At 61.5% G+C, this 24,618-nt stretch carries 22 protein-coding genes; 8 read left to right on the top strand and 14 right to left on the bottom strand.

All coding sequences use genetic code 11. The features are described 5' to 3' along the window. Positions 1 to 198 precede the first annotated feature (198 nt). Positions 199 to 1,356: a PA0069 family radical SAM protein gene (locus HT585_RS03805; protein ID WP_176351668.1), complete on the top strand. Its 1,158-nt coding sequence runs from the start codon at positions 199 to 201 to the stop codon at positions 1,354 to 1,356. 349 nt (positions 1,357 to 1,705) lie between these two features. Beyond that, complete coding sequence (locus HT585_RS03800) at positions 1,706 to 2,356, top strand: ribonuclease HII (protein ID WP_176351667.1); 651 nt, start codon at positions 1,706 to 1,708, stop codon at positions 2,354 to 2,356. 672 nt (positions 2,357 to 3,028) lie between these two features. On the opposite strand, the gene HT585_RS03795 is transcribed toward HT585_RS03800, so the two are convergent. From HT585_RS03795 to HT585_RS03740, 12 genes are all read right to left on the bottom strand, one after another. Next, the gene (locus HT585_RS03795; protein WP_176351666.1) at positions 3,029 to 3,514 is read right to left on the bottom strand and encodes a F0F1 ATP synthase subunit B; all 486 of its coding nucleotides are present in this window, start codon (positions 3,512 to 3,514) and stop codon (positions 3,029 to 3,031) included. A 13-nt stretch (positions 3,515 to 3,527) separates the two neighbouring features. Beyond that, positions 3,528 to 4,142 carry a F0F1 ATP synthase subunit B gene (locus tag HT585_RS03790; protein ID WP_176351665.1) on the bottom strand — a complete coding sequence of 205 codons (615 nt, stop codon included), beginning with the start codon at positions 4,140 to 4,142 and terminating at the stop codon, positions 3,528 to 3,530. 76 nt (positions 4,143 to 4,218) lie between these two features. Further along, positions 4,219 to 4,446: a F0F1 ATP synthase subunit C gene (locus HT585_RS03785; RefSeq protein WP_025426100.1), complete on the bottom strand. Its 228-nt coding sequence runs from the start codon at positions 4,444 to 4,446 to the stop codon at positions 4,219 to 4,221. A gap of 81 nt (positions 4,447 to 4,527) precedes the next feature. Next, the gene (locus tag HT585_RS03780; RefSeq protein ID WP_112808709.1) at positions 4,528 to 5,280 is read right to left on the bottom strand and encodes a F0F1 ATP synthase subunit A; all 753 of its coding nucleotides are present in this window, start codon (positions 5,278 to 5,280) and stop codon (positions 4,528 to 4,530) included. A gap of 60 nt (positions 5,281 to 5,340) precedes the next feature. After that, positions 5,341 to 5,700, bottom strand: a complete 360-nt coding sequence (locus HT585_RS03775) for an AtpZ/AtpI family protein (RefSeq protein ID WP_077504188.1) — start codon at positions 5,698 to 5,700, stop codon at positions 5,341 to 5,343. Between the two features lie 298 nt (positions 5,701 to 5,998). Further along, positions 5,999 to 7,138, bottom strand: coding sequence for a cell wall hydrolase (locus HT585_RS03770; protein WP_176351664.1), 1,140 nt, complete (start codon positions 7,136 to 7,138; stop codon positions 5,999 to 6,001). A 273-nt stretch (positions 7,139 to 7,411) separates the two neighbouring features. Continuing rightward, a complete protein-coding gene (locus HT585_RS03765; protein WP_176351663.1) occupies positions 7,412 to 9,313 on the bottom strand; it encodes a potassium transporter Kup in 1,902 nt (633 codons plus the stop codon). Positions 9,314 to 9,330: 17 nt separating this feature from the next. Further along, complete coding sequence (locus HT585_RS03760) at positions 9,331 to 10,308, bottom strand: magnesium transporter CorA family protein (protein ID WP_176351662.1); 978 nt, start codon at positions 10,306 to 10,308, stop codon at positions 9,331 to 9,333. A gap of 420 nt (positions 10,309 to 10,728) precedes the next feature. Next, positions 10,729 to 11,904: an iron-sulfur cluster carrier protein ApbC gene (apbC, locus tag HT585_RS03755; protein WP_176351661.1), complete on the bottom strand. Its 1,176-nt coding sequence runs from the start codon at positions 11,902 to 11,904 to the stop codon at positions 10,729 to 10,731. A 408-nt stretch (positions 11,905 to 12,312) separates the two neighbouring features. Then, positions 12,313 to 13,068, bottom strand: a complete 756-nt coding sequence (locus HT585_RS03750) for an autoinducer binding domain-containing protein (RefSeq protein ID WP_176351660.1) — start codon at positions 13,066 to 13,068, stop codon at positions 12,313 to 12,315. Between the two features lie 169 nt (positions 13,069 to 13,237). Then, positions 13,238 to 13,978: a helix-turn-helix transcriptional regulator gene (locus HT585_RS03745; protein ID WP_077504194.1), complete on the bottom strand. Its 741-nt coding sequence runs from the start codon at positions 13,976 to 13,978 to the stop codon at positions 13,238 to 13,240. 194 nt (positions 13,979 to 14,172) lie between these two features. Next, complete coding sequence (locus HT585_RS03740) at positions 14,173 to 14,985, bottom strand: IclR family transcriptional regulator (protein WP_176351659.1); 813 nt, start codon at positions 14,983 to 14,985, stop codon at positions 14,173 to 14,175. A gap of 167 nt (positions 14,986 to 15,152) precedes the next feature. On the opposite strand from HT585_RS03740, the gene HT585_RS03735 reads away from it, so the two are divergent. The 5 genes from HT585_RS03735 (at position 15,153) to HT585_RS03715 (ending at position 20,283) form a co-directional block, all read left to right on the top strand. Next, positions 15,153 to 15,923, top strand: a complete 771-nt coding sequence (locus tag HT585_RS03735) for an SDR family NAD(P)-dependent oxidoreductase (RefSeq protein WP_176351658.1) — start codon at positions 15,153 to 15,155, stop codon at positions 15,921 to 15,923. Further along, positions 15,923 to 16,840: a 2-dehydro-3-deoxygalactonokinase gene (locus HT585_RS03730; protein ID WP_176351657.1), complete on the top strand. Its 918-nt coding sequence runs from the start codon at positions 15,923 to 15,925 to the stop codon at positions 16,838 to 16,840. Before HT585_RS03735 ends, HT585_RS03730 begins: the two co-directional genes overlap by 1 nt. A gap of 16 nt (positions 16,841 to 16,856) precedes the next feature. Next, the gene (locus HT585_RS03725; protein ID WP_176351656.1) at positions 16,857 to 17,492 is read left to right on the top strand and encodes a 2-dehydro-3-deoxy-6-phosphogalactonate aldolase; all 636 of its coding nucleotides are present in this window, start codon (positions 16,857 to 16,859) and stop codon (positions 17,490 to 17,492) included. Then, entirely contained in the window at positions 17,492 to 18,376 is an 885-nt protein-coding gene (locus tag HT585_RS03720) for an SMP-30/gluconolactonase/LRE family protein (protein WP_176351655.1), read from the top strand. Before HT585_RS03725 ends, HT585_RS03720 begins: the two co-directional genes overlap by 1 nt. A 182-nt stretch (positions 18,377 to 18,558) precedes the next feature. Continuing rightward, positions 18,559 to 20,283, top strand: a complete 1,725-nt coding sequence (locus HT585_RS03715; RefSeq protein WP_176351654.1) for an IlvD/Edd family dehydratase — start codon at positions 18,559 to 18,561, stop codon at positions 20,281 to 20,283. Positions 20,284 to 20,343: 60 nt separating this feature from the next. On the opposite strand, the gene HT585_RS03710 is transcribed toward HT585_RS03715, so the two are convergent. Beyond that, entirely contained in the window at positions 20,344 to 21,441 is a 1,098-nt protein-coding gene (locus HT585_RS03710; protein WP_176351653.1) for a hypothetical protein, read from the bottom strand. A 364-nt stretch (positions 21,442 to 21,805) separates the two neighbouring features. Here HT585_RS03710 and HT585_RS03705 point away from each other — a divergent pair, with 364 nt between their 5' ends. After that, positions 21,806 to 22,447: a PRC-barrel domain-containing protein gene (locus HT585_RS03705; protein WP_176351652.1), complete on the top strand. Its 642-nt coding sequence runs from the start codon at positions 21,806 to 21,808 to the stop codon at positions 22,445 to 22,447. A gap of 56 nt (positions 22,448 to 22,503) precedes the next feature. Here HT585_RS03705 and HT585_RS03700 read toward each other — a convergent pair whose 3' ends face one another. Further along, complete coding sequence (locus HT585_RS03700) at positions 22,504 to 24,552, bottom strand: NADH:flavin oxidoreductase (protein ID WP_281410660.1); 2,049 nt, start codon at positions 24,550 to 24,552, stop codon at positions 22,504 to 22,506. Between the last annotated feature and the right edge of the window lie 66 nt (positions 24,553 to 24,618).

Here is a 24,618-nt window from a genome sequence, read left to right as displayed (position 1 = left end):
AGTCGTTCGTACCGCATTGCAGCGTAAAATGCTACAACCGTATGGCATGACCACTCCCGCCCTGTTCGTGATCCGTCTCAAGGCTTTCGCTCCGAATTGAGGGTGCCACGATTTTTGTTCTTGAATTGTTCCCGCATTCGCGATAGGAAAATAATCAGAACAAAACGGGATCAAACATCTGATCCCTCGGAGATTCCGATGAACGAGCTGTCTCAGATCAGGCAGGGTGCACTTGCACCTGCCAATACGACAGAGGTTGCCGAAGCGTTGATGAGCGCAACCGGTCTCCGGATCGAGGTTGACCGTCGCCGCGGACGTGGCGCGGGGCTGAACATGTCGGGCCGGTTCGAACAGCAGGCGCGCGAGGCCTTCGACGACGGCTGGGAGAGCCTCGAAGACTTGCCCCCGTTCAAGACCGAAGTGCAGGTGGAAAAGCCGCGCTCGGTCATCAGCCGCAACGATTCTCCCGATATCTCCTTCGATCGCTCGATCAATCCCTATCGCGGCTGCGAGCACGGATGCATCTATTGTTTCGCCCGTCCGACGCACGCCTTCATGGGGCTTTCGGCCGGGCTTGATTTCGAAGCGAAGCTTTTTGCCAAGCCGGACGCACCACGCCTGCTGGAGCGCGAACTCGCCCGACCAGACTACAAGGTGCGCCCGATCGCGATCGGCACCAACACCGATCCCTATCAGCCGATCGAGAAGGAATGGCGGATCCTGCGCCAGATCCTCGAAGTGCTGCAGGCGGCCAACCATCCCGTCATGATCGTGACCAAGTCGGCGATGGTGACGCGCGACATCGATCTGCTTGCCCCCATGGCTGAAAAGGGACTGGCACGGGTCGGCATTTCGGTAACGACGCTCGACCGGAAGCTGGCGCGCACCATGGAACCGCGCGCTTCGACGCCTTCCAAGCGATTGGAAGCGATACGCTCGCTCACTGAAGCCGGCATTCCGACCGGCGTCCTCGTCTCGCCGATCATCCCGGCGCTCAACGACCATGAGATCGAACGGGTGCTGGAGGCTTCCCGGGCAGCGGGAGCGCTGGAAGCGACCTACGTGCTGTTGCGCCTGCCTCTCGAGGTCAGCCCGCTCTTTCGCGACTGGCTGCTGCGCAACTATCCCGATCGCTATCGGCATGTGATGTCGCTCATCCGCTCCATGCGCGGCGGCAAGGATTATGATGCCGAGTTCGGCAAGCGCATGAAGGGTGCCGGACCCTATGCCTGGCAGATCGGCCGAAGGTTCGAACTTGCGGCCAAACGCCTCGGTCTCAACCTCAACCGCCGTCAGCTGCGCGACGACATCTTCGTCCCGCCGCTTGGGACCGGTGTCCAGCTTTCGCTGCTTTAGCGGCAACAGGTCTTGCGTATGTCTTTGGAGGCAGAAGGTTTGTTGATGGATAGATCAGGGCACGGGGGAAACAGCCGGAAGATTTCATGATTTCAATGGCTGGCCGACGAATGCCGGCACGTCTTGGCTCTGAAGCGGCGGCGTGGTTCCCTAAATCAACATTGATTTAGCAAGCTGATCACGCAGCCGGCTCGGGCAGGCGGTGTGCGCGTCATAGGGGCGCACGCGAAAGAAGCAAATTCCGGCGTCTCCTTTGTGCCTCAGGATGACGCTGGCATACCCCCCGGCTGCTGCCGCACTCAGATCGGGGGACTTGAAGAGAATCGGTCGATCATGCGAGTTTCGCCGCATGTCACATCGCAGATCGACCGATTCTCCCCTTTTCCCGGATCTTATCCTCGGACCTGATTTCAGCTTTGAACTGGCTGCAAGGAAGGATGGCGCCTGGCCTGTCGCCGGCGCCGACGAAGCAGGGCGCGGACCGCTTGCCGGCCCCGTCGTTGCGGCTGCCGTCATTCTCGACCCCGACGCGATCCCCGAAGGTCTGAACGACAGCAAGAAGCTGAGCGCAGCTCAACGCGAAAAACTGTTCGACGAGATCCTGGAAACCGCCACGGTTTCCATCGCCTCTTCCTCGGCCACGACCATCGACACCATCGACATCCGCAAGGCGAGCCTCGAGGCGATGCGCCGCGCCGTCGACGGCCTGTCTCTCGCCGCCCGCTTCGTCCTGGTCGACGGCCGCGATGTGCCGCCGGGCCTCCAGTGCCACGCCAAGGCGGTGGTCAAGGGTGACGCCCGCTCCCTTTCGATCGCGGCCGCATCGATCGTCGCCAAGGTGACGCGCGACCGCATGATGGAGCGTGCCGATATCGCCCACCCAGGCTACGGATTTGCCGTCCATGCCGGCTACGCAACGGTGGTGCATCGCAAGGCGATCGATGCCAAGGGTCCCTGCCCGCTGCATCGCATGAGCTTTCGCCCGCTGCGCAAGGATTGAAGTTTGTCTTCAGTGGAGCGCGACCGATTGAAAAGCTGCAACCGACGCCGATCGCCCGCGTGCTACGAAGCAAACCGGGCCGAACCGGGCGCCGTCGGGTTGCCTGCCGGACAGGTGCCACCGGGGCAGAGGGATTGAGCGGCGGCGGCGCAGCCTTGTCAGGCTGCCCTTGCTCTCCAGAGATCCAGAGGATTTCTCATCAGCCGGCGGAGCGAGAAAGCCCTGCGGCATAATTCCTTAAATTGGCAGCGGTTTAACGGGCCAATTGTTCAGCAGATTTAAGATGTCATAGTGTCCTCGATGCGTCGGACTTGATGCGCCGCGCTATCTGTCTGTGCGATCCCGGACTATGAACGGTGCGCCGTTGACAGCCGGGCCGGCAGCGGCAGGAAGGATGAAGCGACGCGTTTTTCCACGCCTGCCGCCTGACGCCCCTGCCGTCTCGCATTCTTCCTCGAAGTATCCACCTCGCCGCTTGCACATTTGCGCTCAGTTCGCCGGAAGGATTGCGCGGATGGGCAAAGCCCTTCGCCGCGAACACGACCGCAACGGCAGTCGGTTCTTCCTCAACCCTATTCCGCGCCGAGGTTCATACACCTTTGCGAAGCGGTATTAGGAACGAAAAAACCCCGCACGAAGCGGGGCTTTCAAATCGTAGCTTGCAGCCGAGGCTTAGTTCAGGCGCGACTTGACTTCGCCAAGCGCCTTCTTGAACAGCTCGCTCTGTGCACCGGCGTCGGCCTTGGCAGCAACAACCTTTTCGGCCGCACTGATGGCCAGATCGACGGCAGCCGAACGAACGGCGTTGATCGCGTCGCTTTCAGCCTGCTTGATCTTCTGTTCCGACAGCGCGGTCCGGCGGGCGACGAATTCCTCCGTCTTCTGCTTGGCTTCGGCAGTCAGCATTTCGGCTTCGCGCTGAGCGGCCGCAACGATACCGGCAGCTTCCGCTTCGGCATCCTTGCGCTTGCGCTGGTATTCGGCAACGAGAGCCTGGGCTTCTTCGCGCAGGCGCTTGGCTTCTGCCAGTTCGTTGGTGATCTTGTCGGCGCGGGCGTCAAGCGCCTTGCCCATCATGCCCGGCACCTTGAGATAGGCAATCAGGACGAAGAACAGGATCAAGCCTACGAGGGCATAGAAGGTCGCATCAAGATGCATGGTTCAGTGCTCCTCAGTTACCCGATGCCTTGACGGCAGCGACGATCTCAGCCTTGGTGACGGTACCACCGATGAGCTGCTTGACGACAGCGATTGCAGTTTCCTCGGCGATTGCGCCGACGTCTGCAAGTGCCTTGGTCTTGATATCGGCGATACGGTCTTCCGCAGCGGCGATCTTCTTGGAAAGATCGGCCTCGACAGCGTTGCGATCGGCGACGGCCTTCGACTTGGCAGCTTCGCGAGCGCCGTCGGCAATCTGATGACCCTTGGCCTTGGCGGTTGCCAGTTCCTGCTCATAGGATGCGATGGCAGCGTCAGCTTCGCCCTTCAGGCGCGACGCTTCGTCGAGATCCTGAGCGATCCGGTCGTGACGGGTTTCCAGAATTCCGCCGATGCGCGGAATGATGACCTTCGACATCAGGAGATAGAAGAGGCCAAAGGTGATCGCGAGCCAAAGCAGCTGCGATGCGAAATGGGTCGAATCAAAGGGCGGGAACACGCCGGAGCCAGCCTCGCCTTCGTGGGCCACACCCGTTTCGGTGTGCACCTCACCGGCCGCAGCGGCATCGTGTGCTTCGGCGCCTTCAGTGGTGGTTGACTGCTGGGCATAGGCCGCGGTCACAAACATGCTCACCTCCAGGTGCACTCAAGAATATGCGCGGCCGCGGCCCTTTGACGGGCCGCGGCCGAAACTCCAGCCGTTATTAGACGGCGAAGAGGAGGAGCAGGGCTACGAGCAGCGAGAAGATGCCCAGAGCTTCCGTAACGGCGAAGCCGAATACGAGGCGGCCGAACTGGCCGTCAGCAGCCGACGGGTTGCGCAGCGCGCCAGAGAGGTAGCTGCCGAAGATGTTGCCGAGGCCGAGAGCCGTGCCGGCCATGCCGAGGCAAGCCAGACCTGCGCCGATGTACTTTGCTGCTTCCGCTTCCATGATTGAACTCCTTCGAATGGTGTTGCGGCTTAGGATTGCGCTTCCGGCGGAGGACCGGCCGGAAGCAAGCGACTGTATTCCTTAGTGGCTTCCGGGATGGACAGCGTCGTTGAGGTACATGCAGGTCAGTACCGCGAAGACATAGGCCTGGAGGAAGCAGACGAGGAATTCAAGACCGGTGATAGCGACGGTCATGATGAGCGGCAGGATCGCACCACCGATGCCGAGTGCGCCAAGCGCGCTCAGGGAGGTAACGAAGCCAGCGAAAACCTTCAGCGTGATGTGGCCGGCCAACATGTTGGCGAAGAGACGGACCGAGAGGCTGATGGGACGGGAAAGGAACGAGATGATTTCGATCGCCACGACCAGCGGCAAAAGCACGCCGGGCACGCCGTGGGGCACGAAGAGCTTCAGGAAGCCGAAGCCATGCTTGTAGAAACCATAGAACACCACCGTGCCGATAACGAAGAGCGCCAACGCAAAGGTGACGATGATCTGGCTGGTGATGGTGAAGAAGTAAGGGAACATGCCGAGCAGGTTCGCCGTCAGGATGAACATGAACAGCGAGAACACCATCGGGAAGAACTTCATGCCGCCGTTGCCAGCGCCTTCGCGCAGCATCGAAGCAATGAATTCATAGGACATTTCCGAAACCGACTGCAGGCGCGTCGGGACCAGCCCGCGCTGCGATGTCGTCAGGTAGAGGAAACCGGCCGCAGCACCCACGGTCGCAACCATGAACAGCGACGCATTGGTGAAGGAAAAGTCAATTCCGCCAATTTCGATCGGGACGATCTTGTTGATCAGGAACTGGTGGGTCGGATCGTTTGACACCGCGCTTCTCTTTCGTTCTGCCCGCCTTGAGGGCGGATACCGTGTTTTCCGGGCGACGCCTCAGGCGCCATCTCCGTCCGTCTTGTCATTCCCCGAACTGCGCTTGACCGAGTCGAGTGTTGCCACCATCCCCGCCGAACGAAGTACATTCAACACACCGGCGCAAAAGCCAAGGAGCAGGAAAATGATCATGCCCCACGGCCCTGTACCCGCAAAGTGGTCCAAAAGATAGCCCAGAAACGCCCCGACAACGATGCCAGCGATGAACTCGCTGGAGAGCTTCATTGCCGCCGCATAACCTTTGCGGCTTTCGGCGGCTCTGGCCTCGGCACCATCCGGCTGACTGGGTCGCTTGGACTCAATCTTTTCACCGAGTTGCTTCAGCCGCGCTTCCAGACTTTCCTCGGGTTTCTCCGTCACGTGGCTCTCCCATTGTTACCCTACACGGTCACGACCGTGATTTCGGTCACACAAAAGGCTGCTGTTCAAGCCACGTTTCAGCCCCATTTGAAGTCGCGCGCAACATAGTTTTAGGCATTCGCATAGTCAAGGCGTGCGGAGCGCTTCGACGTGGACAATATTTCGCAATGATTTCATTATCTTGACCGCATTCCGCACCGGCAACTGGCAGACAAAGGCAGGAATCGGCAGATCGCGGGCCAGAATCTCCGGCCCGCGATCAATGCTCCAAACGCTGCAGGATCAAAGCCGGCTTGCGTTAGCTCCAACCGCCGCCATAGGTCCGGTAGAAGATGTGCAGGCCGATCTTGCCGACGCGCTTCATCGTCTTCGCCCAGGCGGGGTTCACGTAGGTCGCGTGGTAGTGGGTGGCCGAGCCGACTTCCGGCAGCCAGATCTTGCCGGCGGTGACGGCCATCGCGACATCCTTGGCTTCGTTCCAGTGCGACCTCGAATAGACCAGGTCGCGGATCATGTCGCAGGCGAAAGAAAATTGGCAGCGGTTGCGCCAGGCTTTGTTCTGATAGACGACACCACAGATCGTCTTTGGATAGGTCGGATTGCGGACACGGTTGAGAATCACCTGCGCGACGGCCGCCTGCCCTTTCAACGGTTCGCTGCGCGCCTCGAAGTAGATGCCTTCGGCAAGGCAGGTCTGCTCTTCCTTGCTGAAGACTTCTGCCGGCAGCGGGGTGGCGGCCCAGGCATGATCTTCCGGAGCGATGTCGGGAATGAAGCGGCCGGCGTTCTTGTCTTCCTTGAGGATCGAATCGAAGGGTGATTCACGCGCATAGTCCGGCTCGGGCCGGACATAGGCAGTCGCAAGAATGTCGGGCTTGTCGTTGGTGACAAGCTTGGCCAGCATCGGCGAGAGGCCGGGCTCGATCTTTGGCGGCCTCTTCTTGTAGAAGGCCGTGGCGATCTCAATCTCCTTGCCTTTGATCTTCGGCTTGGCGAAGACCATCTTTTCGGCGCCCTCGAAATCGGGCTCCATCAGCGAACTCGTGCGCTGCAGGATCGAGCCGGCCGAAAAATCCTTGGGCGGAGTGACGGGCGTGACGGCGACGATACGGCCCTTCTTGCCCCGGCGGTTGACGCGATCTTCGTCCGGCGTGCCGGCGTGCTTGCTTTCGGCGGTCAGAGCGACACGGCTGCCATCGGGAAGTTCGATACCGGCGCCGCCGTCGAGCGCGCTCGTGGTGATCGGATCGGCAAAAACCATCTCGACGTCGTGGATCGATCCCGCCGGCGACGGCGTCATATACATCCGCCAGCGTTCACCACCGCGATTGATACCGGAGAGGAAGGTCGCCAGGTCGGAATAGGCGGCAACCGTGGGGAAACCGACATAGACCGCAAGTCCGATGAGGGCCGGAGCCAGCCAGGCGGAGACGTTCATACGAGATTCGCGACGCAGTTTTTGACTCTTACGCACCAACCCACTCCACGCAACGCTTATCGAAGGCACGGCGCCGCCCTCGCCGGCGATGGGCCAGCGGACAGATTCCGCGCGGGGACGCTAGGACAATGAAGCTGCCGGACGCATGGCCGGCAACGCTTCGTTCGAGCCTTGAAAATGAAGCATTAACCTTGATGTTTGGTTAATGCGCCTTCACTGAAAGACAGTGGTGGCGGACTTTTGGCCCGATAGTCGCTTTCGCAAACGGTGACGTCAGATGATGACGTGCGAGCCGAGTTCGACCACGCGGTTGGTCGGCAGGCGGAAATAGTCGGAAGGGTCGATCGCCGCATTGGCAAGCGCGATGAACAGGCGATCCTGCCAATGCGGCATGCCCGATTGCGCGTCCGGCACCAGCTTGCGCCGGCCGAGATAGAACGATGTCGACATGATGTCGAATTTCAGCCCAGACTTGCGGAAGAGGCCGAGCGCCTGCGAGACGTTCTGCGTCTCCATGAAGCCGAAACGCATCTCGAGCAGGGTGAAGCGCTCCGACAACGGCTGCACACTGACGCGTTCGGTCTTGGGAACCTTCGGCGTGTTGGCGGTGCGGATCGTCAGAATGAAGTTCTGCTGATGCAGCACGTGATTGTGCTTGATGTTGTGCAGCAGGGCTGCGGGCGTCGATTCCGGGTCGCTGGTCAGGAACACCGCGGTGCCGGGTACAGAAACCGGGGCGTGTTCGCTCTTGCGCTCGATGGACTTGACGAAGCTCGCCAGGGGAATGTCGATATGGCGGGTCTTGGCATGGAGGATTTCCGTGCCGCGCTTCCAGGTCCACATGATGACGATGAAGGTGGCGGCGATCAGCACCGGCACGTAGCCGCCATCATGGATCTTCAGCATGTTGGCACCGAGGAACACGAACTCCAGCGCAAACAACGGCAAAAGCACCGCGCCGGCCCAAAGCGCCGACCAGTTCCAGCGCGCGCGCAGGAACTCGAAGGAAAGGACTGTCGTGACCACCATCGCGCCGGTCACCGATATGCCGTAGGCGGTGGCAAGCGATTCCGACGAGCCGAAGACGAAGACCAGCGCCATGACGCCGAACATCAAGAGCGTGTTGACGTTGGGCAGGTAGATCTGCCCCGTATGGGTTTCCGAGGTGTGGAAGATCGCCATGCGCGGCAGGAAGCCGAGGTGGATCGCCTGGCGCGTCAGGGAAAACGCGCCGGTTATCACCGCCTGGCTGGCGATGATCGTCGCGAAGGTCGCGAGGATGACGACCGGCAGCAGCGCCCATTTCGGGAACATCAGGAAGAACGGGTCCGACATCGCCTCGGGGTTCTTCAGAATGAAAGCGCCCTGGCCGAGATAGTTGAGGGTCAGCGCCGGAAAGACAACGAGAAACCAGGCCCACTGGATCGGCCGGCGGCCAAAATGGCCGAGATCGGCGTAAAGCGCTTCCGCACCGGTTACCGTCAGGAAGACGGCGCCGAGCACGATGATGCCGACATAGCCCTCGTTGAACATGAAGCTGGCGGCGTAATAGGGATTGAAAGCCTTGAAGATCGACAGATCGTCGGAGATGTGGACGAGGCCGATACCGCCCATGACCAGGAACCAGACGAGCGTGATCGGGCCGAAGAAGTTGGAGACGGCTGCCGTTCCCTTCGACTGCACCGCAAACATCAGCAAAAGAATGACGACCGCAATCGGGACGACGTAGTCCGACAGCGCCGGGGTCACGAGCTTCAGACCCTCGACGGCCGAAAGCACGGAAAGGGCCGGCGTGATCATCGCGTCGCCAATAAAGAGTGCGGCACCAGCAATGCCCATGAAGAACAGGATCGCCGTGTGGCCGTTCCCCGTCTTCATTAACAGCGCCAGCAGCGAGAGCGTACCGCCCTCCCCCTGGTTGTCGGCGCGCAGCAGAAACAGCACATATTTGATCGTGACGATAATCGTCAGTGTCCAGATCATCAGCGAGATCAGACCGATGATTTCGACATCGGTGACGCCGTCGTGGGACACCGGACGCAACGCTTCGCGAAACGCGTAGAGCGGGCTGGTGCCGATATCGCCATAGACGACGCCGATGGAGCCGAGGCCGAGGACGAGCAGCCGGCGCAGGTCTTTCGACCCTTGTGTGGAAGGGGCATGCGGTTGGGTCATGCGTGTCCTACTGGCCGTCAGAGCCAGCCTTTCCAGCGAAAGAAGAAAAAGGGTATCACGGCGGATATCACCATGGCGGCAAGCGCCAAGGGGTAGCCAAGCTGCCATTCGAGTTCCGGCATCACGCGAAAGTTCATGCCGTAGACGGAAGCGACCAGCGTTGGCGGCAATAATACCACCGAAGCGATCGAGAAGATCTTGATGATGGCATTCTGCTCGACATTGATGAGGCCGAGCGAGGCGTCGAGCAAAAAGGTGATGTTGCCGGAGATGAACGACGCATGCTCCGACAAGGTCTGGATGTCGCGCGAGATCGAGCGGCAAAGCTCGCGGCTGTCCTTGTCCGCCTGAACCTCGGGAACGGTGTAGACGAAGGTCAAAAGGCGCGAGAGAGAGGCAAGACTGTCGCGGGTCTTGGCGACCAGCCGGTGATGACCAGCCACGTCGCGCAGACGCGCTTCGAGAAAGTGCGGCGGCCGCCGCTTGACGACGGCCTTATCGCCAAACACCTGCAGCGACAGATCGTCGATCTTGCCGACGGCCTGCTCGAGGATTTCGGCGGTGCGGTCGGCAATCGTTTCAAGCAACCGGGTCAGCATCACGACGCCGTTCGGACAGCCGCCGGGAATCCGGTGCATTGCCGCCTTGAAGAGAGCGAAAGCGCGTGGTTCGGCGTAGCGGATGGTCATCAGCCGTCCGCCATGCAGGATGAAGGCTACGTCGGTCAGATCCGGGATATCGGTTTCAGAGCGATAGACCAGCGACGCTGTCATGAAAACCGCATCAGCCTCGGTATAGAGGCGGCTCGACGGCTCGATGTCCTTCAAGTCGTCGCGTGTCGGGATGGAGATGCCCAGAAGCTTCTCCATCATCAGATCCTCGGCCTTGTTCGGCTCGACGAGATCGACCCATACGATGTCGGGACGCAGCGCAACCGGCTCGTCGGCCACCGACAGGGTGACGATCTCTCCATTGGAGCAATAGCCCGTGATCATTCAGGCGCCCTTCCCGCAGCTGCGGTCCCGGGTGGAGGTGTGAACCCGCGCGAAAGTGAGCAACCGCATCGGCGCCACAGTATTCCCACTATCGAAATCCATCGGATGAAGCGTTCCCAGTCAGGACAAAATCCTCAACTCGGTCATCGCGGGAGGACAAGGTCTCCGGCGAGAGGGCGCTAAGTTGGGCACCTTCGCAAGTGCGGCACGGCATATGGCGCAACACAGACGCAAAATCAATGCCCCCTCGACACATGACACAGGCGCCGTCTACCGTTCCGGCGCCACCCTACTGCATGTTTCGCCGAATCGAAATCGGGTTGCGGACAAAATTGTGCCGCTATTCGAGGGGCTTCGGAGCCGACCCGCACTATGTCGCGCTGACGGGTTGGCCCCACTGAAGGGGCCGGGGACGACAGCCTATTCGAAGACGATATTCGGCATTGCCCGGCTCTTGTCTTCTCGTGCTGCCGAGACTTCGTGCCAGACCTTCGTCGCGATCTCACGATAGATGCGGGCAATTTCCCCTTCCGGATCGGAAACGACCAGCGGTGTCCCTGCATCTGAGGTTTCCCGAATGCCCATGGTCAGCGGCACTTCGCCGAGGAACGGCACGCCGATACGCTCGGCTTCCTTGCGGGCACCGCCATGGCCGAAAATATCATAGCGCTTGCCGGTGTCCGGGGCGACGAAATAGCTCATATTTTCGATAATGCCGAGCACCGGCACTTCGACCTTGCGGAACATCGCGAGCCCCTTGCGGGCATCGATGAGCGCCAGGTCCTGCGGCGTCGAAACGATCACCGCGCCGGCGAGCGGAACCTGCTGCGCCATGGTCAACTGCGCGTCGCCGGTGCCTGGCGGCATGTCGACCACCAGCACATCGAGATCGCCCCAGGCGACTTCGCGCAGCATCTGCAGCAGCGCCGACTGGATCATCGGGCCGCGCCAGATCATCGCCACTTCCTCGTCGACGAGGAAGCCCATGGACATGACCTTGAGCCCATAGTTTTCCATCGGGCGGATCATTCGGCCTTCGATCTGCTGCGGCCGGCCGGAAATCTTCAGGAGGCGCGGCATCGACGGGCCATAGATGTCGGCATCGAGCAGGCCGACCTTGAGGCCATTGGCCTTCAGCGCCAGCGCCAGGTTCACCGATGTCGTCGACTTGCCGACGCCGCCCTTGCCGGAGGCGACGGCGATGATCGCGCCGACGCCAGGAATGCCAGCCTTGGCCGGCGCGCCGCCTGCCGGGCGCTGACTATGAGAATGGCCGGCATGGTCATGACCTGCTTGAGCACCGGCCGGTTGCGGACGCTGCACGGGGGCAGCCGCGGGTGCCGCCTTGCGGTCCGCGGTCAAGGCAACCATTGCGGCGCTGATGCCAGGGATTTCGCGCACCACGCGCTCGGCTGCAGCCCGCATCGGCTCCAGCTCCTTGGCGCGGTCGGCCGGCACGGTGATCGAAAAATAGGCCTTGCCATCCGAAATGAAGACATCCGACACGAGCCCAAGCTCGACGATGTTTCCTTCCATATCCGGACCGCGCACGGTCCGCAGTTTATCAAGTACCACGTCTCTGGTGACTTCCGGCATCGCGCCCTCTCATTCTATTGTCCTCTTAGATAATCGAGGCCGGGCGCTTCGCCAATGCGACATAACGGAAAAAGCAGAGCCGCCACTCATCCCTTGTGTCCGTACATCCGGGATCACAATGGAATAAGTAGCGGCCCTTTTTGTCGCGACCTTCTTGGGCGCTGTCTTGTTTTAGTCCCCTCTGGACATGTCCCTAACTATGCAGGATGCGTGCCAGATTCAAAGTGAAACTGAACATATAATGTTTTCAGTAAGATAACGGGATTATCATATGCCGACACCCATGAGAGCATCTGCCCAGTTTATGAGCAATGATCTCAAAATCGCACAGGATGACAGCATCTGCGTCAGTGCAGCAAATCTGGGGCGGCTGCGCGCACGCGCGAATTCGACGCCCCAGAACCACGGCTAGCTGATGTAGCCCTTCTTCATCGCCTTGACGACGGCCTGCGTGCGGTTCACCGCATCGAGCTTTTTGGTGACGTGGTTGAGGTAGTGGTTCACGGTGTGCTCGGAGAGGCCGAGGATGCCGGCGATCTCGGCGCTGGTCTTTCCAGCCGCCGTCCAGCTGAGGCACTGGATCTCGCGCTCGGAAAGGGACGCACTGGTGTTCTTCCAGACCGAGCCGATCTCCGCCAACCGGTTGTAGATATGGATTGCGATCATCTGCAGTTCCATGGTCACGGTCATCGGCAGTTCGGCTTCCGGCCCCATCAGGATCACGGCGCCGCGACCACCTTCGGCGTCGTGCACCGGGAAATAACTGGCCTGGAAGATGCCATTCTCGCGCAGCATGGCAATGTATTCGCTGGCCGAATCCGGCTTGCCACCCTCGCCTTCCCAGGCTTCGAGCGTCACCTGAAAAGGTGTCGTCGTTTCCCGCAGACGTTTGACGCCGGTGCTGAAGCGCAGCATCGAGAGGCTGTCATACTTGTTCAGCAGCTCGGCAGGCATGTTGGAGATAACGGTGGTTGCAGCCAGGCGGTCCACATCGATGGACGGGATCGAACAGATGAGAAAGGTCTTGAACCCAAACATCTGCGTGACCCGCCGCATATAGCGGATGATATCGAACTGGGTCTCCAGTTTTGCGATCTCAGACGCGAAATCACCGCCCCGGGGCAGATCTGCGTCAGTCGTCCCGGTGGTCATCGTATCCTGCATTCGCGCGTTCCATGGCATTCATCAATTATCAAATAGACCTACCTGCAGGCCAATGCCAACAGATGATCGAGATTCCCTGCCCTACGCGCCTAAAAGCCTGTGTATTTCCAGACGAGCGAACTGCGCCATGCCGCAGCATCCAGCTTTGATGTGCAGAAAGTGCCAGTTCTCAGTTGATCAAACCGGCGCGCATGGCCTTGGCGACCGTCTGCACGCGGTTGACCGAATCCAGCTTTCGCGTCGCTCGGTTGAGATAGTGGTTCACTGTGTACTCCGACAGCGCAAGGATCCGCGCCATCTCGCTCGTGGTCTTGCCTGCGGCGGCCCAGCGCAGGCACTCCACCTCACGGCGCGACAGGCTTCCCGACCCCCGTCGATCGCGCTCGCGCACCTCGACGAGCTTGCTGAAAAGGATGCCGGCCCACAGATTGAGTTCCTGCATTTCATCGTTCGACACAACAGGGCGATCGCCGCCAAAGGCAATGGCAGCGCGGTGGCCGCCGGCGTCATGCACAGGCAGGTAAATCCCGCGCGGCATGCCTGCCTGCTCGAAGACGCAGATCGCCGCGTCGCCCTTGCCGTCGGCGCGCCGGCGCGCCAGCTGGTGGGCGTCGTAGGTGAAGGGTATGGTGCTGCGGCGCAGGCGCTGGATCACAGGGCTGCCATTGATCAGGCCAGCGCTGTCGTAACCTTTCAGGAACTCGACCGGATAGGTCGTCATGATCGCGTTGGCCTCAAGGCTGTTACAGCCGGTATCCGGAACGGCGAGCACAAGGAACCCACGGAAGCCGTAGGCGTCCGCAACCTGCCCGATCACCCGTCTGATATCGTCCTCGCAACAGATTGGCCCCCTCACGGACCGCCCGTCAGGGAGCATCAACGACGCCATATTCGCGCTGAAATCGATCATCTTCCGCCCTTCTCCACATCCGGCTCCGGGGAGGAGCACGGCCGCTGACGCCGCATGAAGATCACGTCAAAATTATTCTTAATGACAAAATCAAACCTGGTCGCGGTCAACCGCAAAGCTAACCTGATATATTAACGTTATCGAGGTTGGAACACCACGTCCAGTCGATGTTTCTAATTTACCGTAAAGTGAACTCAAGGTCCACCGCGGCCCGGACCGAGGCGAATCGCGGCCTCCTCCCCGATCGCCGCCGCCGCCGCCCGCACCGCCCCCGACCAGGCGGTCAACTGCTCCATGCTCACCCTGTAGGCCGGGCCCGTAACCGAGATTCCAGCCGTCAGATCGCTGCCCGACACACGGATCGGCGCCGCGACGCAACGGATCTCTATCTCATGTTCTTCCCGATCGAAAGCGTGTCCGTCGCGGCGGATGTCGGCAATCTCCGCCAGCAGCGTTTCGGCTGAGCGATGCGTATGCGGTGTGAACGCATGGAACGCCATCCCTGCGACAAGACGCTCCAGTTCCGGTTGCGGCAACAGCGACAGCGCCGCCTTGCCGATCCCCGTGCAATAGACCGGAGAGGCCTTGCCGATCTGCGAACTCATGCGCACCGTTTGCCGGCTTTCGACCTTGTCGACATAAACGATCTCGGCTTCCCTGAGGATGCCGAGATGCACGGTTTCTCCGGTCAGCTCGTGCAGTCCGCGAAGATGCGGTTCGGCAACATCGCGAAAACGGTTTCCGGACCAGGAGCGAGAGGCAAGCGTCAACATGCGAAGGCCGGGCTCGTAGGAGAGATCGCGACGCTGCACGAGCAGCCCTTCCTCGACGAGGTGGCTGAGCAACCGGTGCAAGGTACCGCGCGGCTGGCCGGATGTCGCCAGAATATCGGTGAACCGCTGCGGCCCGTCCGCCATTACCACCGCCTCCAGGACGGCCATGGCCTTGCCGAGCGTACCGGTGCCGGCCGCCTCGCCATCCGCAATCCCTGTGAGTTCTCCGCTCATGCCGCCCGCTTCATTCCCGCCCATACGGGCACTAGGTCCGCCAATCCGATCTTGACAAAATAACCGTTCTCGCCCGATAATTCCATATAATAAAATCGAGTTCCAAATATCGGAACAAAGAAGTCGACAAGCGCGCCGGTGCGGCGCGAACGGGGAGTGTCGATCAGATGCCGTTGCCTGCGGCCCAGTTTCACGACCTCAGGGATCGCCGTGTCCTAATCACAGGCGGTGGCACCGGCATCGGTGCAGCACTCGTGGATGGTTTCGTTCGTCAGGGCGCACAGGTCGCCTTCGTCGACATCGACGCGGCGACAAGCCTGGAGCTTGTCGACAGGCTCTCGGTCGAGACCGGATACAGACCGCTCTTCATTCACGCCGATCTGCGCGATATCGACGCGGTGAGACGGGCCGTCGAAACGGTTGCGGCGACGCTCGGCGCGCTGCACGTGCTCGTCAACAATGCGGCCCGCGACGACCGGCAGCAACTCGAAGATGTCACCGAAGAGAGCTGGGACGAAAGCCAGGCGGTCAATCTCAGGCACCTGTTCTTCATGAGCCAGGCGGTAGCGCCGCACATGCGGCAGGCCGGAGGCGGATCGATCATCAATTTCTCGTCGATCGCCTTCCTGCTGAACATGGCGGAGATCCCGGCCTATGCGACGGCCAAGGCCGGCATCGTCGGGTTGACGAAGTCGCTCGCCGGCAAACTCGGCCCCGACAATATCCGCGTCAATGCGATCCTCCCCGGCATGATCGTCACCGAGCGCCAGAAGAAGCTCTGGCTCGACGAAACGGCAATCGCAGCGATGCTCGATAAACAATGCCTGAAACGAAGCCTGACCGCCGACGACCTCGTGGGCCCATGCCTCTACCTGGCTTCGAACTGTTCCATGGGCATGACAGCCCAAACGATGATCATTGATGGAGGCGCACTTTGATGACCGCAGCCTATTATGCCGCAGTCGACTGGGGAACCACGAGCTTTCGGCTCTGGATCATTGCCGAGGACGGCACGGTGCTTGCCGAACGTCGCAGCGGTGAAGGCATGACCACGGCTGCCAAGACCGGCTTCCCGGCCGTCCTGGAGGCGCATCTGGCCGCGGTGGCGGCGCCTGCGCACCTGCCGGTGATCATCTGCGGTATGGCGGGCGCCAAGCAAGGTTGGGTGGAGGCAGGCTATCTCGACACCCCGGCCGCCCTCTCGACGATTGCCGCAGGTGCCGTCGCGGTGCCTGATGTCGACCGCGACATTCGCATTCTTCCGGGTCTCGCCCAGCGCGATCTGCAGCATCCCGACGTGATGCGCGGCGAGGAAACGCAACTGCTCGGTGCCGCCGGCAACCTTGGCGATGGCCGGCATCTCGTCTGCATGCCTGGAACCCACAGCAAATGGGTGCGCCTTGAGGGCGGCAAGGTCACAGGTTTCTCGACCTTCATGACCGGCGAGTTGTTCGACGTGATCTCCAAGCATTCCATCCTCAGTCACTCTGTCGCGGATGCGCAGGTCTTTTCCGGCGAGCATCCGGCGTTCCTCGCAGCCGTTGCTGCGGCCTGCGCCAACCCGGCGCTCGCCACCAACCTGATGTTCGGCGTGCGCGCCGGTCAATTGCTTCACGGCGCAACGGCGACCGACGCCAAGGCAACGCTCTCGGGCACGCTGATCGGCCTCGAGATCGCCGGCGCACTGGCAGCGGCCGGTGCGGTCGACAGCGTCTGCCTCGTTGCCTCCGGCTCTCTCGGCGCGCTCTACCGCGCCGCACTTGCAAGCCTCGACCTTAGCCCGCGGATCGTCGATGCCGACGAGGCCGTGCGCGCCGGCCTTTCGACTGCCGCTCAGGCAATCTGGCCCCTCTGACCGAAAGACTGCTGATATGAACCGTATCCCCTTTCCACCGATGAAATACCCGCTGGTCGCCATTCTGCGCGGCCTCAAGCCAGAGGAAACCGAAGGCGTTGTCGGCACGCTGATCGAGGCGGGCTTTACCGCGATCGAGATCCCGCTCAACTCACCCGACCCGTTCCGGTCGATCGAAACAGCGGTGAAGATGGCGCCGGAAGGATGCCTCATCGGTGCCGGCACGGTGCTGACAACGGCGCAGGTCGAACAGCTTGCCGATGTCGGCGGAAGGCTGATGGTCAGCCCGAATGTCGAACCAGCAGTCATCCGGCTGGCGGCGGAAAAGGGCATGGTGACGATGCCCGGCGTCTTCACCCCGACGGAAGCCCTTGCCGCGGCCGCGGCGGGCGCCACCGGCCTGAAGTTCTTCCCGGCAAGCGTGCTCGGCCCGTCCGGCATCGCCGCGATCCGCACCGTTCTCCCGACGGATGTCGAAGTAGCAGCCGTCGGCGGCGTGTCGGAGGAGAATTTCGGCGACTACGCCAAGATCGGCATCAGAAGCTTCGGGCTCGGATCGAGCCTCTACAAACCGGGCATGAGCGCTGCCGACGTCGGCAAGCGCGCCATCGCGACAGTCCGGGCCTATGACGCCGTCTATGGAGCACGCTGATGAGCGATACCCTACCCTTTTCCGGCAGCATCCTCTGCCAATCGGCCTCGATCCTTGGAGAAGGCCCGACCTATGACCCCGGCAGCGGCACCGCCTGGTGGTTCAACATCAAGGGCCAGGAACTGCATGAGCTGCACCTCGAATCCGGTCGCAAGACGGTCCATGCCCTGCCGTTCCTCGGCAGCGTGCTTGCGGTCATCGACCCGTCCCGGCAACTGATCGCCTCCGACCAGGGGCTGTTCGTGAGGGATACGCAGACGGGCGTCTTCAGCCTGCTGACGACGCTGGAAGACAAGCCCGGCAATCGCTCGAATGACGGCCGCGTTCATGCTTCCGGTTCGCTGTGGATCGGCACCATGGGCCGCAGCGCCGAAAAGGAAGCGGGCGCGATCTATCATGTGGCCGGGGCAAAGGTGACCAAGCTCTATGATCGGGTCACCATCCCCAACAGCATCTGCTTTTCGCCTGATGGTACCGTTGCCTATTTCGTCGACACCGACATCAACCACCTGATGCGCGTCGACATCGATGCCGAAACCGGACTGCCGACGGGCGAGCCCAGCCTGCTCGTCGACGGCAGCGGCGAGAAGGGCGGCATCGACGGCTCGGTCTGCGATGCCGATGGCCTGATCTGGAATGCGCGCTGGGGCAGCGGCACTGTCGACGTCTACCGCCCCGACGGCGCAAGGGTCGCGCGCTATGCGATGCCGACGACGCAGCCGAGCTGCACTGCCTTCATTGGACCGAAGGCCGATCGCATGCTGGTGACGTCTGCCTGGCAGGACCTCGATGAAGCGGCGCGCGCGGCCGATCCGCATGCCGGTAAGACCTTCGAACTCGGCGTCAGCGTCAAGGGCCGCTTCGAGCCGTCGTTCCGGCTCTGATCGAAATCCCTACAGCGCAGCGCTTCTCGTTAGACGCGCAAAGGTCGCTGTAGCACTTTGAAGTGCTGCATGTTTTTTCCTTAAATCGGATAGGATTTGAGGAAACATGCAGTAGCGAAACGCCAAGAAAAAGTCATACAATTCATCCACGCGATCAATCGCATGGTGAGGAGGAAGCTCGCATGAGCGACAAGAAGAAAGAACTGCGCAGCCGCCACTGGTACGGCGGCACCCACAAGGACGGCTTCATCCACCGCTCCTGGATGAAGAACCAGGGTTTCCCGGACCACGTCTTCGACGGGCGTCCGATCATCGGCATCTGCAACACCTGGTCGGAACTGACACCCTGCAACAGCCATCTACGCATTCTGGCGGAAGGCGTGAAGCGCGGCGTCTGGGAGGCTGGCGGCTTTCCCGTCGAGTTTCCGGTGTCCTCGCTCGGCGAAACCCAGATGCGGCCGACGGCAATGCTGTTTCGCAACCTGCTTGCCATGGATGTCGAAGAGGCGATCCGCGCCTACGGCATCGACGGCGTCGTGTTGCTCGGCGGCTGCGACAAGACGACCCCCGGCCAGTTGATGGGGGCGGCGTCCGTTGACCTGCCGACCATCGTCGTTTCCTCCGGGCCGATGCTGAACGGCAAATGGAAGGGCAAGGACATCGGCTCCGGCACCGATGTCTGGAAGTTCTCCGAAGCGGTGCGCGCCGGCGAGATGAGCGTTCAGGAATTCATGGCGGCCGAGAGCGGCATGTCGCGTTCGCCCGGTGTCTGCATGACCATGGGCACCGCCACCACCATGGCTTCGATCGTCGAAGCGATGGGCCTGTCGCTGCCGACCAACGCTGCCCTTCCCGCCGTCGACGCCCGCCGCATGGCGCTGTCGCACATGACCGGCAAGCGCATCGTCGAAATGGTGCATGAGGACCTGCGCCTTTCGAAGATCCTGACCAAGAAGAATTTCGAGAACGGCATCATCGCCAACGCGGCAGTCGGCGGCTCGACCAATGCGGTCGTGCATATGCTGGCGATCGCCGGCCGTGCCGGCGTCGATCTCTGTCTTGAGGACTTCGACCGCGTCGGCGGTCAGGTGCCCTGCATCGTCAACTGCATGCCGTCAGGCAAATATCTGATCGAAGATCTCGCCTATGCCGGCGGCCTGCCTGCCGTCATGAAGCGGATCCAGCATCTGCTGCATGCGGATGCGCCCACGGTTTTCGGCATGCCGATCAGCCGCTACTGGGAAGACGCCGAAGTCTTCAACGACGACGTCATCCGTCCGCTCGACAACCCGTTGCGCGCGGCTGCCGGCATTCGAGTGCTCAAGGGCAACCTTGCACCGAATGGTGCGGTCATCAAGCCGTCGGCGGCCAGCGAACATCTGCTGGCGCACGAGGGTCCTGCCTACGTGTTCGAGACGATCGAAGACCTGAAAGCCAAGATCGACGATCCGGACCTGCCGGTGACCGAGGATACCATTCTGGTGCTCAAGGGTTGCGGCCCCAAGGGCTATCCCGGCATGGCGGAAGTCGGCAACATGCCGATCCCGCGCCGGCTGGTCGAAAAAGGCGTGCGCGACATGGTGCGCGTTTCGGACGCCCGCATGTCGGGCACGGCCTTTGGAACCGTCGTTCTGCATGTCAGCCCGGAATCGAATGCTGGCGGGCCGCTGGCGATCGTCAAGACCGGCGACCGCATCCGCCTCGATGCACTGAAGGGCGAACTCAACCTGATGATCAGCGAGGAGGAATTCGCAGCCCGCATGGCCGCATGGCAGCCGCCGGAACAGAAATGGACCCGCGGTTACTACAAGCTCTACCAGGACACGGTTCTGCAGGCGGACAAGGGCGCGGACCTCGATTTCCTCGTTGGCGGCAGCGGCAGCGAGGTTCTGCGCGAAAGCCACTGAGACTGTCGTTGCGCCAAGCGACGCTGCAACGGGAACCCCGCCACGCCGGCGGGGTTTTCCTTATCCCGCCATCGGTCGTCGTCCGATCCGCACCTCGCCGGCCGGCGCTGACGAGCGCAGGCGCGACCACGTCTCGTAGCCATAAATGGCAAGACCGACCGCAATGAAGAGTTCCTTGTATTCGGTCGGATCCCAGATGCGCACGAGGTCGTGCGCCTGCAGCACGAACAGTTCCTGGATCGCGACGATCAGAGCGGCGGTCGCGGTCAGCAGGATGAACTCCCGCCACAGCCCACCCCGCAGGGCGAGATCGGCGATCACCAGGAGGATGATCACCGTCATCATCACCATCATCTGCGTGGGCAGCATGCTCCAGTTGTCGCTGTTGAAGGCCGCCATCGGTGCGCTCGCCGCCAGCACCAGCACGCTGGGCACGAAAGCTTCCAGCCGCCCGAGCGCAAAGCCCTTGCGAAGATAGAGCCAGATAAAGGGCGCGAGCGTCAGCAACGCGAAGCTGCCGGTGTAGTAGAGCAGCTCTGAAAAGCCGGTGGAGATGTTGTGCAGGTTCAATTCCTGCTGCTTGTTCAGCCCCAGCAATGCGTCGGGCGTGGACAGGCTGAAAACACGCTGCATCCAGGATATCTCTTCCATACCGACAACGAAGAGCACAAGGCTGAAAGACGCGGCGACGCCAGTTGCAAGCCATGCGTTGCGGCCGGCTTCGCCGCGCGCCTCACGCAATTGACCTGTCGCCACCAGCGCGAAGAAGCCACTCGCGGCGAAGATCAACAGGGCAGAAAGCCACTCGAAGATGTTGTCCTCGCGGGCAAGTGCGCTGAAAGTCACGGCATCGACGCTGAAAAGCAGGGCGGCGGCGGCCGCAAAGGCCAACGTGGCGATGCAGATCGACAGTTCGCGGTGCGAAGCCACGCGAAGCATAGGCGTGCCCAGCCAGGAGGCATCACGCGTAAAGCCTTGAATGGCCGCAAGCGAAAGGCTGAGCGCGACCCATGCATGCCATAGATTATAGGGCTCGACCCGCGGCATTCGCTCCGAGAAGTAACGCACGCCGAACAGGCTGCGCTCAATGCCGACAAGGCAGACCATCACCAAAACAGAAAGCAGGGAAACGGAGAGAAATCGCCGCGGCAGAAACATTAGGAAACGTCCAGATCAACAGGATGGGCTATCCACGATAAGATCCGTTTCTGGCCTTCGCCAAGTATCGCCAAGAACGCTCAAGATTGTGTGAATGTAAAGAAGCAATCAATAAATCACTAAAATACAAAGCCTGAATGATGACATCGGATATCGGCCGAACGAATGACCACAACCGCCGGAGATATTGATCTGCGACCATCGGAAGCTGCAGCATGACTACCGGAATTCCGAAGCGATCAATTCATTTTTTTTGGAACCGTCTCTGCAGCCGAGCGTTGCTTTGATATCACCGGTGCGGTGGAAACCTGGCGATAGTCAGGACCGCGCCTTGATCGACAACGTCAAGGAAAGGCAGTTTGACATGACCAAGAAACTTGTATCTTCCGTTGCGGCCGGTGCGCTTATCGCAAGTGTTGCATTCGCGCCGATGGCTTTCGCCCAGGACGCCGCTCAGCCGAAGCCGGCCGAGCCGCAGACGATGGAAATCCAGCCAGCTCCGGGCACCGAAGCGCCTGCAGACCAGGCTCAGACGACGCCGCCTGCGACCACCGAGGCCCCCGCCGACATGGCGCAGTCTGACGGCACCTACATAACCGAGCAGGCCGCCGACCAGATCGCGACCAGCACCTATGTCGGCCAGACCGTTTACAACGCCGGCGATGAGAAGGTAGGCGAGATCAACGACCTGATCATCAAGAAGGACGGCGGCGTCGAAGCCGCGGTGATCGGTGTCGGTGGCTTCCTCGGTCTTGGCGAGAAGAATGTTGCGGTCCCGTTCGACCGCATCCAGATCTCCGAGCAGGCCAACACGGATGCCCTGAAGCTGACGACGACGGAAACCGCCGAAACCTTGAAGGCGGCTCCGGAGTTCAAGACCAAGGCGCAGCAGGTTGCCGAGCAGAACGCCAACCAGCCGGTTGACACCTCGACGACCTCCTCGACCACCGGAACGGCACCGGCGACAGCGATTGAGCCGGCACCGGCTGAGGGTACCCAGCAGTAAGCTGGATCGACACGACCAGGAGATGGGGCGGCGGTGAAAACACCGCCGCCCCTTTTTTACACAAGCAGGCCGTAGCGTAGGGCGTCATAGATCCCGGCATGGATGTTGCGGCTGGCGACGGCGTCGCCGATGCGGAACATGTCGAAGCCGGCGCCCGGATTGCGCAACGGGATCGGGTTTTCGCCGCGAAGCAGCGCCTTGTAGTCGACGGCGCCCAGATTGCGCGAGAGCGGCTTCAGTTCACGATAGAGATCGTCCATCGGCACGGTGCCGTGCTCGACCACCACCTGGGCCACCCGCCGCTCGCTTGATGCAGTGTCCGAAAATTCGGACCCAAGCGTCGCCACAAGCCCATTGCCGTCCCGGCGAACCGATTTAAGACGGGTGTTGATCGTCACACGCACATTGTGATCCGCGAAGGTCCTGGCATAGGGCACATGGTTCATGCCGCCGACTTCAGGCGCAAACATGCGCTCGGGCGACACGATCTCCAGCTCGACGCCGGCGCGCGCAATGAGTTCGGCTGCGGTCATGCCGCTATGGGCGCCGTTGTCATCGTAGAGCAGCACCGGTCCTTCCGGCTTGACCGCGCCGGCGATGATATCCCAGCTCGAAACAACCAGATCGTCCCCCGCCTCCAGAGCCGGGTTTTGCGCAATGCCGCCGGTGGCGACGACGACGAGATCGGGCGAACGCTCCTGAATATCATCGACGCCGGCAAAGACGTTGTAGTGGACAGGCACGCCGAGGCGCTCCAATTCCGACAGCCGCCAGTCGACGATGCCGATCAGTTCCCGGCGCCGCGGATTGCGCTGGGCGAGCAGGATCTGCCCGCCGGCCTGGCCGGTCGCCTCGAGAATCTCGACGCTGTGGCCGCGCTCAGCCAGCACGCGGGCCGCCTCGAGACCCGCCGGACCCGCACCGACAACGACGGCCTTTCGCTGCGGTCCCGTGCTTCTTGAGATGACATGCGGCACGATTGCCTCCCGCCCGGTCGCCGCATTGTGAATGCAGAGCGCACCGCCGCCCTCATAGATGCGGTCGAGACAGTAGGTCGCGCCGACGCAGGGACGGATTTCGGCCTCCCTGCCCTCCTTGATCTTCCTGACGATGTGCGGGTCGGCGATATGGGCGCGGGTCATGCCGACCATGTCGAGCTTGCCCTCGGCGATCGCATGGCGGGCGGTCGCGACATCGGCGATGCGGGCGGCATGAAACACCGGAAACTTCGTGGCCGCCCTGACTTCGCCGGCAAAATCGAGATGCGGCGAGGCTGCCATACCCTGGATCGGGATAACCTTGGTGAGCGGCGCATCATGGTCGATATGCCCGCGGATGATGTTGAGAAAATCCACCTTGCCGGAATCCGCCATGCGGCGGGCGATCTCGATGCCTTCTTCTTTGGAAAGCCCCTTGTCCCAATCCTCGTCCGCGACCATGCGCATGCCGACGATGAAATCCGACCCGACGGATTTGCGGATCGCGTCGAGCACCATGTGGGTAAAGCGCAGGCGGTTGTCGAGCGAGCCGCCGAAATCGTCGTCGCGGTGGTTGGTCGCCGGCGACCAGAACCCGTCCATCAGATGGCCATAGGCCTCCAGCTCGATACCATCGAGGCCGGCCGCCTGCATGCGGGCGGCGGCTGTCGCGTAGTCGCCGACAATGCGCTCGATATCCCAGTCCTCGATTTCCTTCGGGAAGGAGCGGTGCGCGGCTTCGCGCACGGGCGAAGCCGAGAGAACCGGCAACCAGTCGCCCTTGTTCCAGCCGGTGCGGCGGCCGAGATGGGTGAGCTGGATCATGACAGCGGTGTCGTGCTCATGACAGTCGTCGGCGATCTTCTTCAGCCAGGGCACGATCTCGTCTGAATAGGCATGGAGATTGCCGAAGGCCGGCGGCGAATCTTCCGAGACGATGGCGGAGCCCGCAGTCATGGTCAGCGCCATGCCGCCCTTGGCCTTTTCAAGATGGTACAGACGGTAGCGATCCTTAGGGATGCCGTCTTCGGAATAGGCCGGCTCGTGCGCCGTCGACATGATTCGGTTCTTGAGCGTCAAGTGTTTCAGGCGGTAGGGCTGGAGCAGCGGGTCTTTCGGCAACGTCATTTCTGTTTCCTTGAGCGTCCCTCGTCCTCGGGTGGACAGGAAACACTGGATCACTTCTGTCTTGTG

Source organism: Ensifer oleiphilus, from assembly GCF_013371465.1.
GTDB classification, from domain to species: Bacteria; Pseudomonadota; Alphaproteobacteria; order Rhizobiales; family Rhizobiaceae; genus Ensifer; species Ensifer oleiphilus.
Note: the sequence above shows the minus strand (reverse complement) of the source record. Positions and strands in the feature narration are given on the sequence as shown.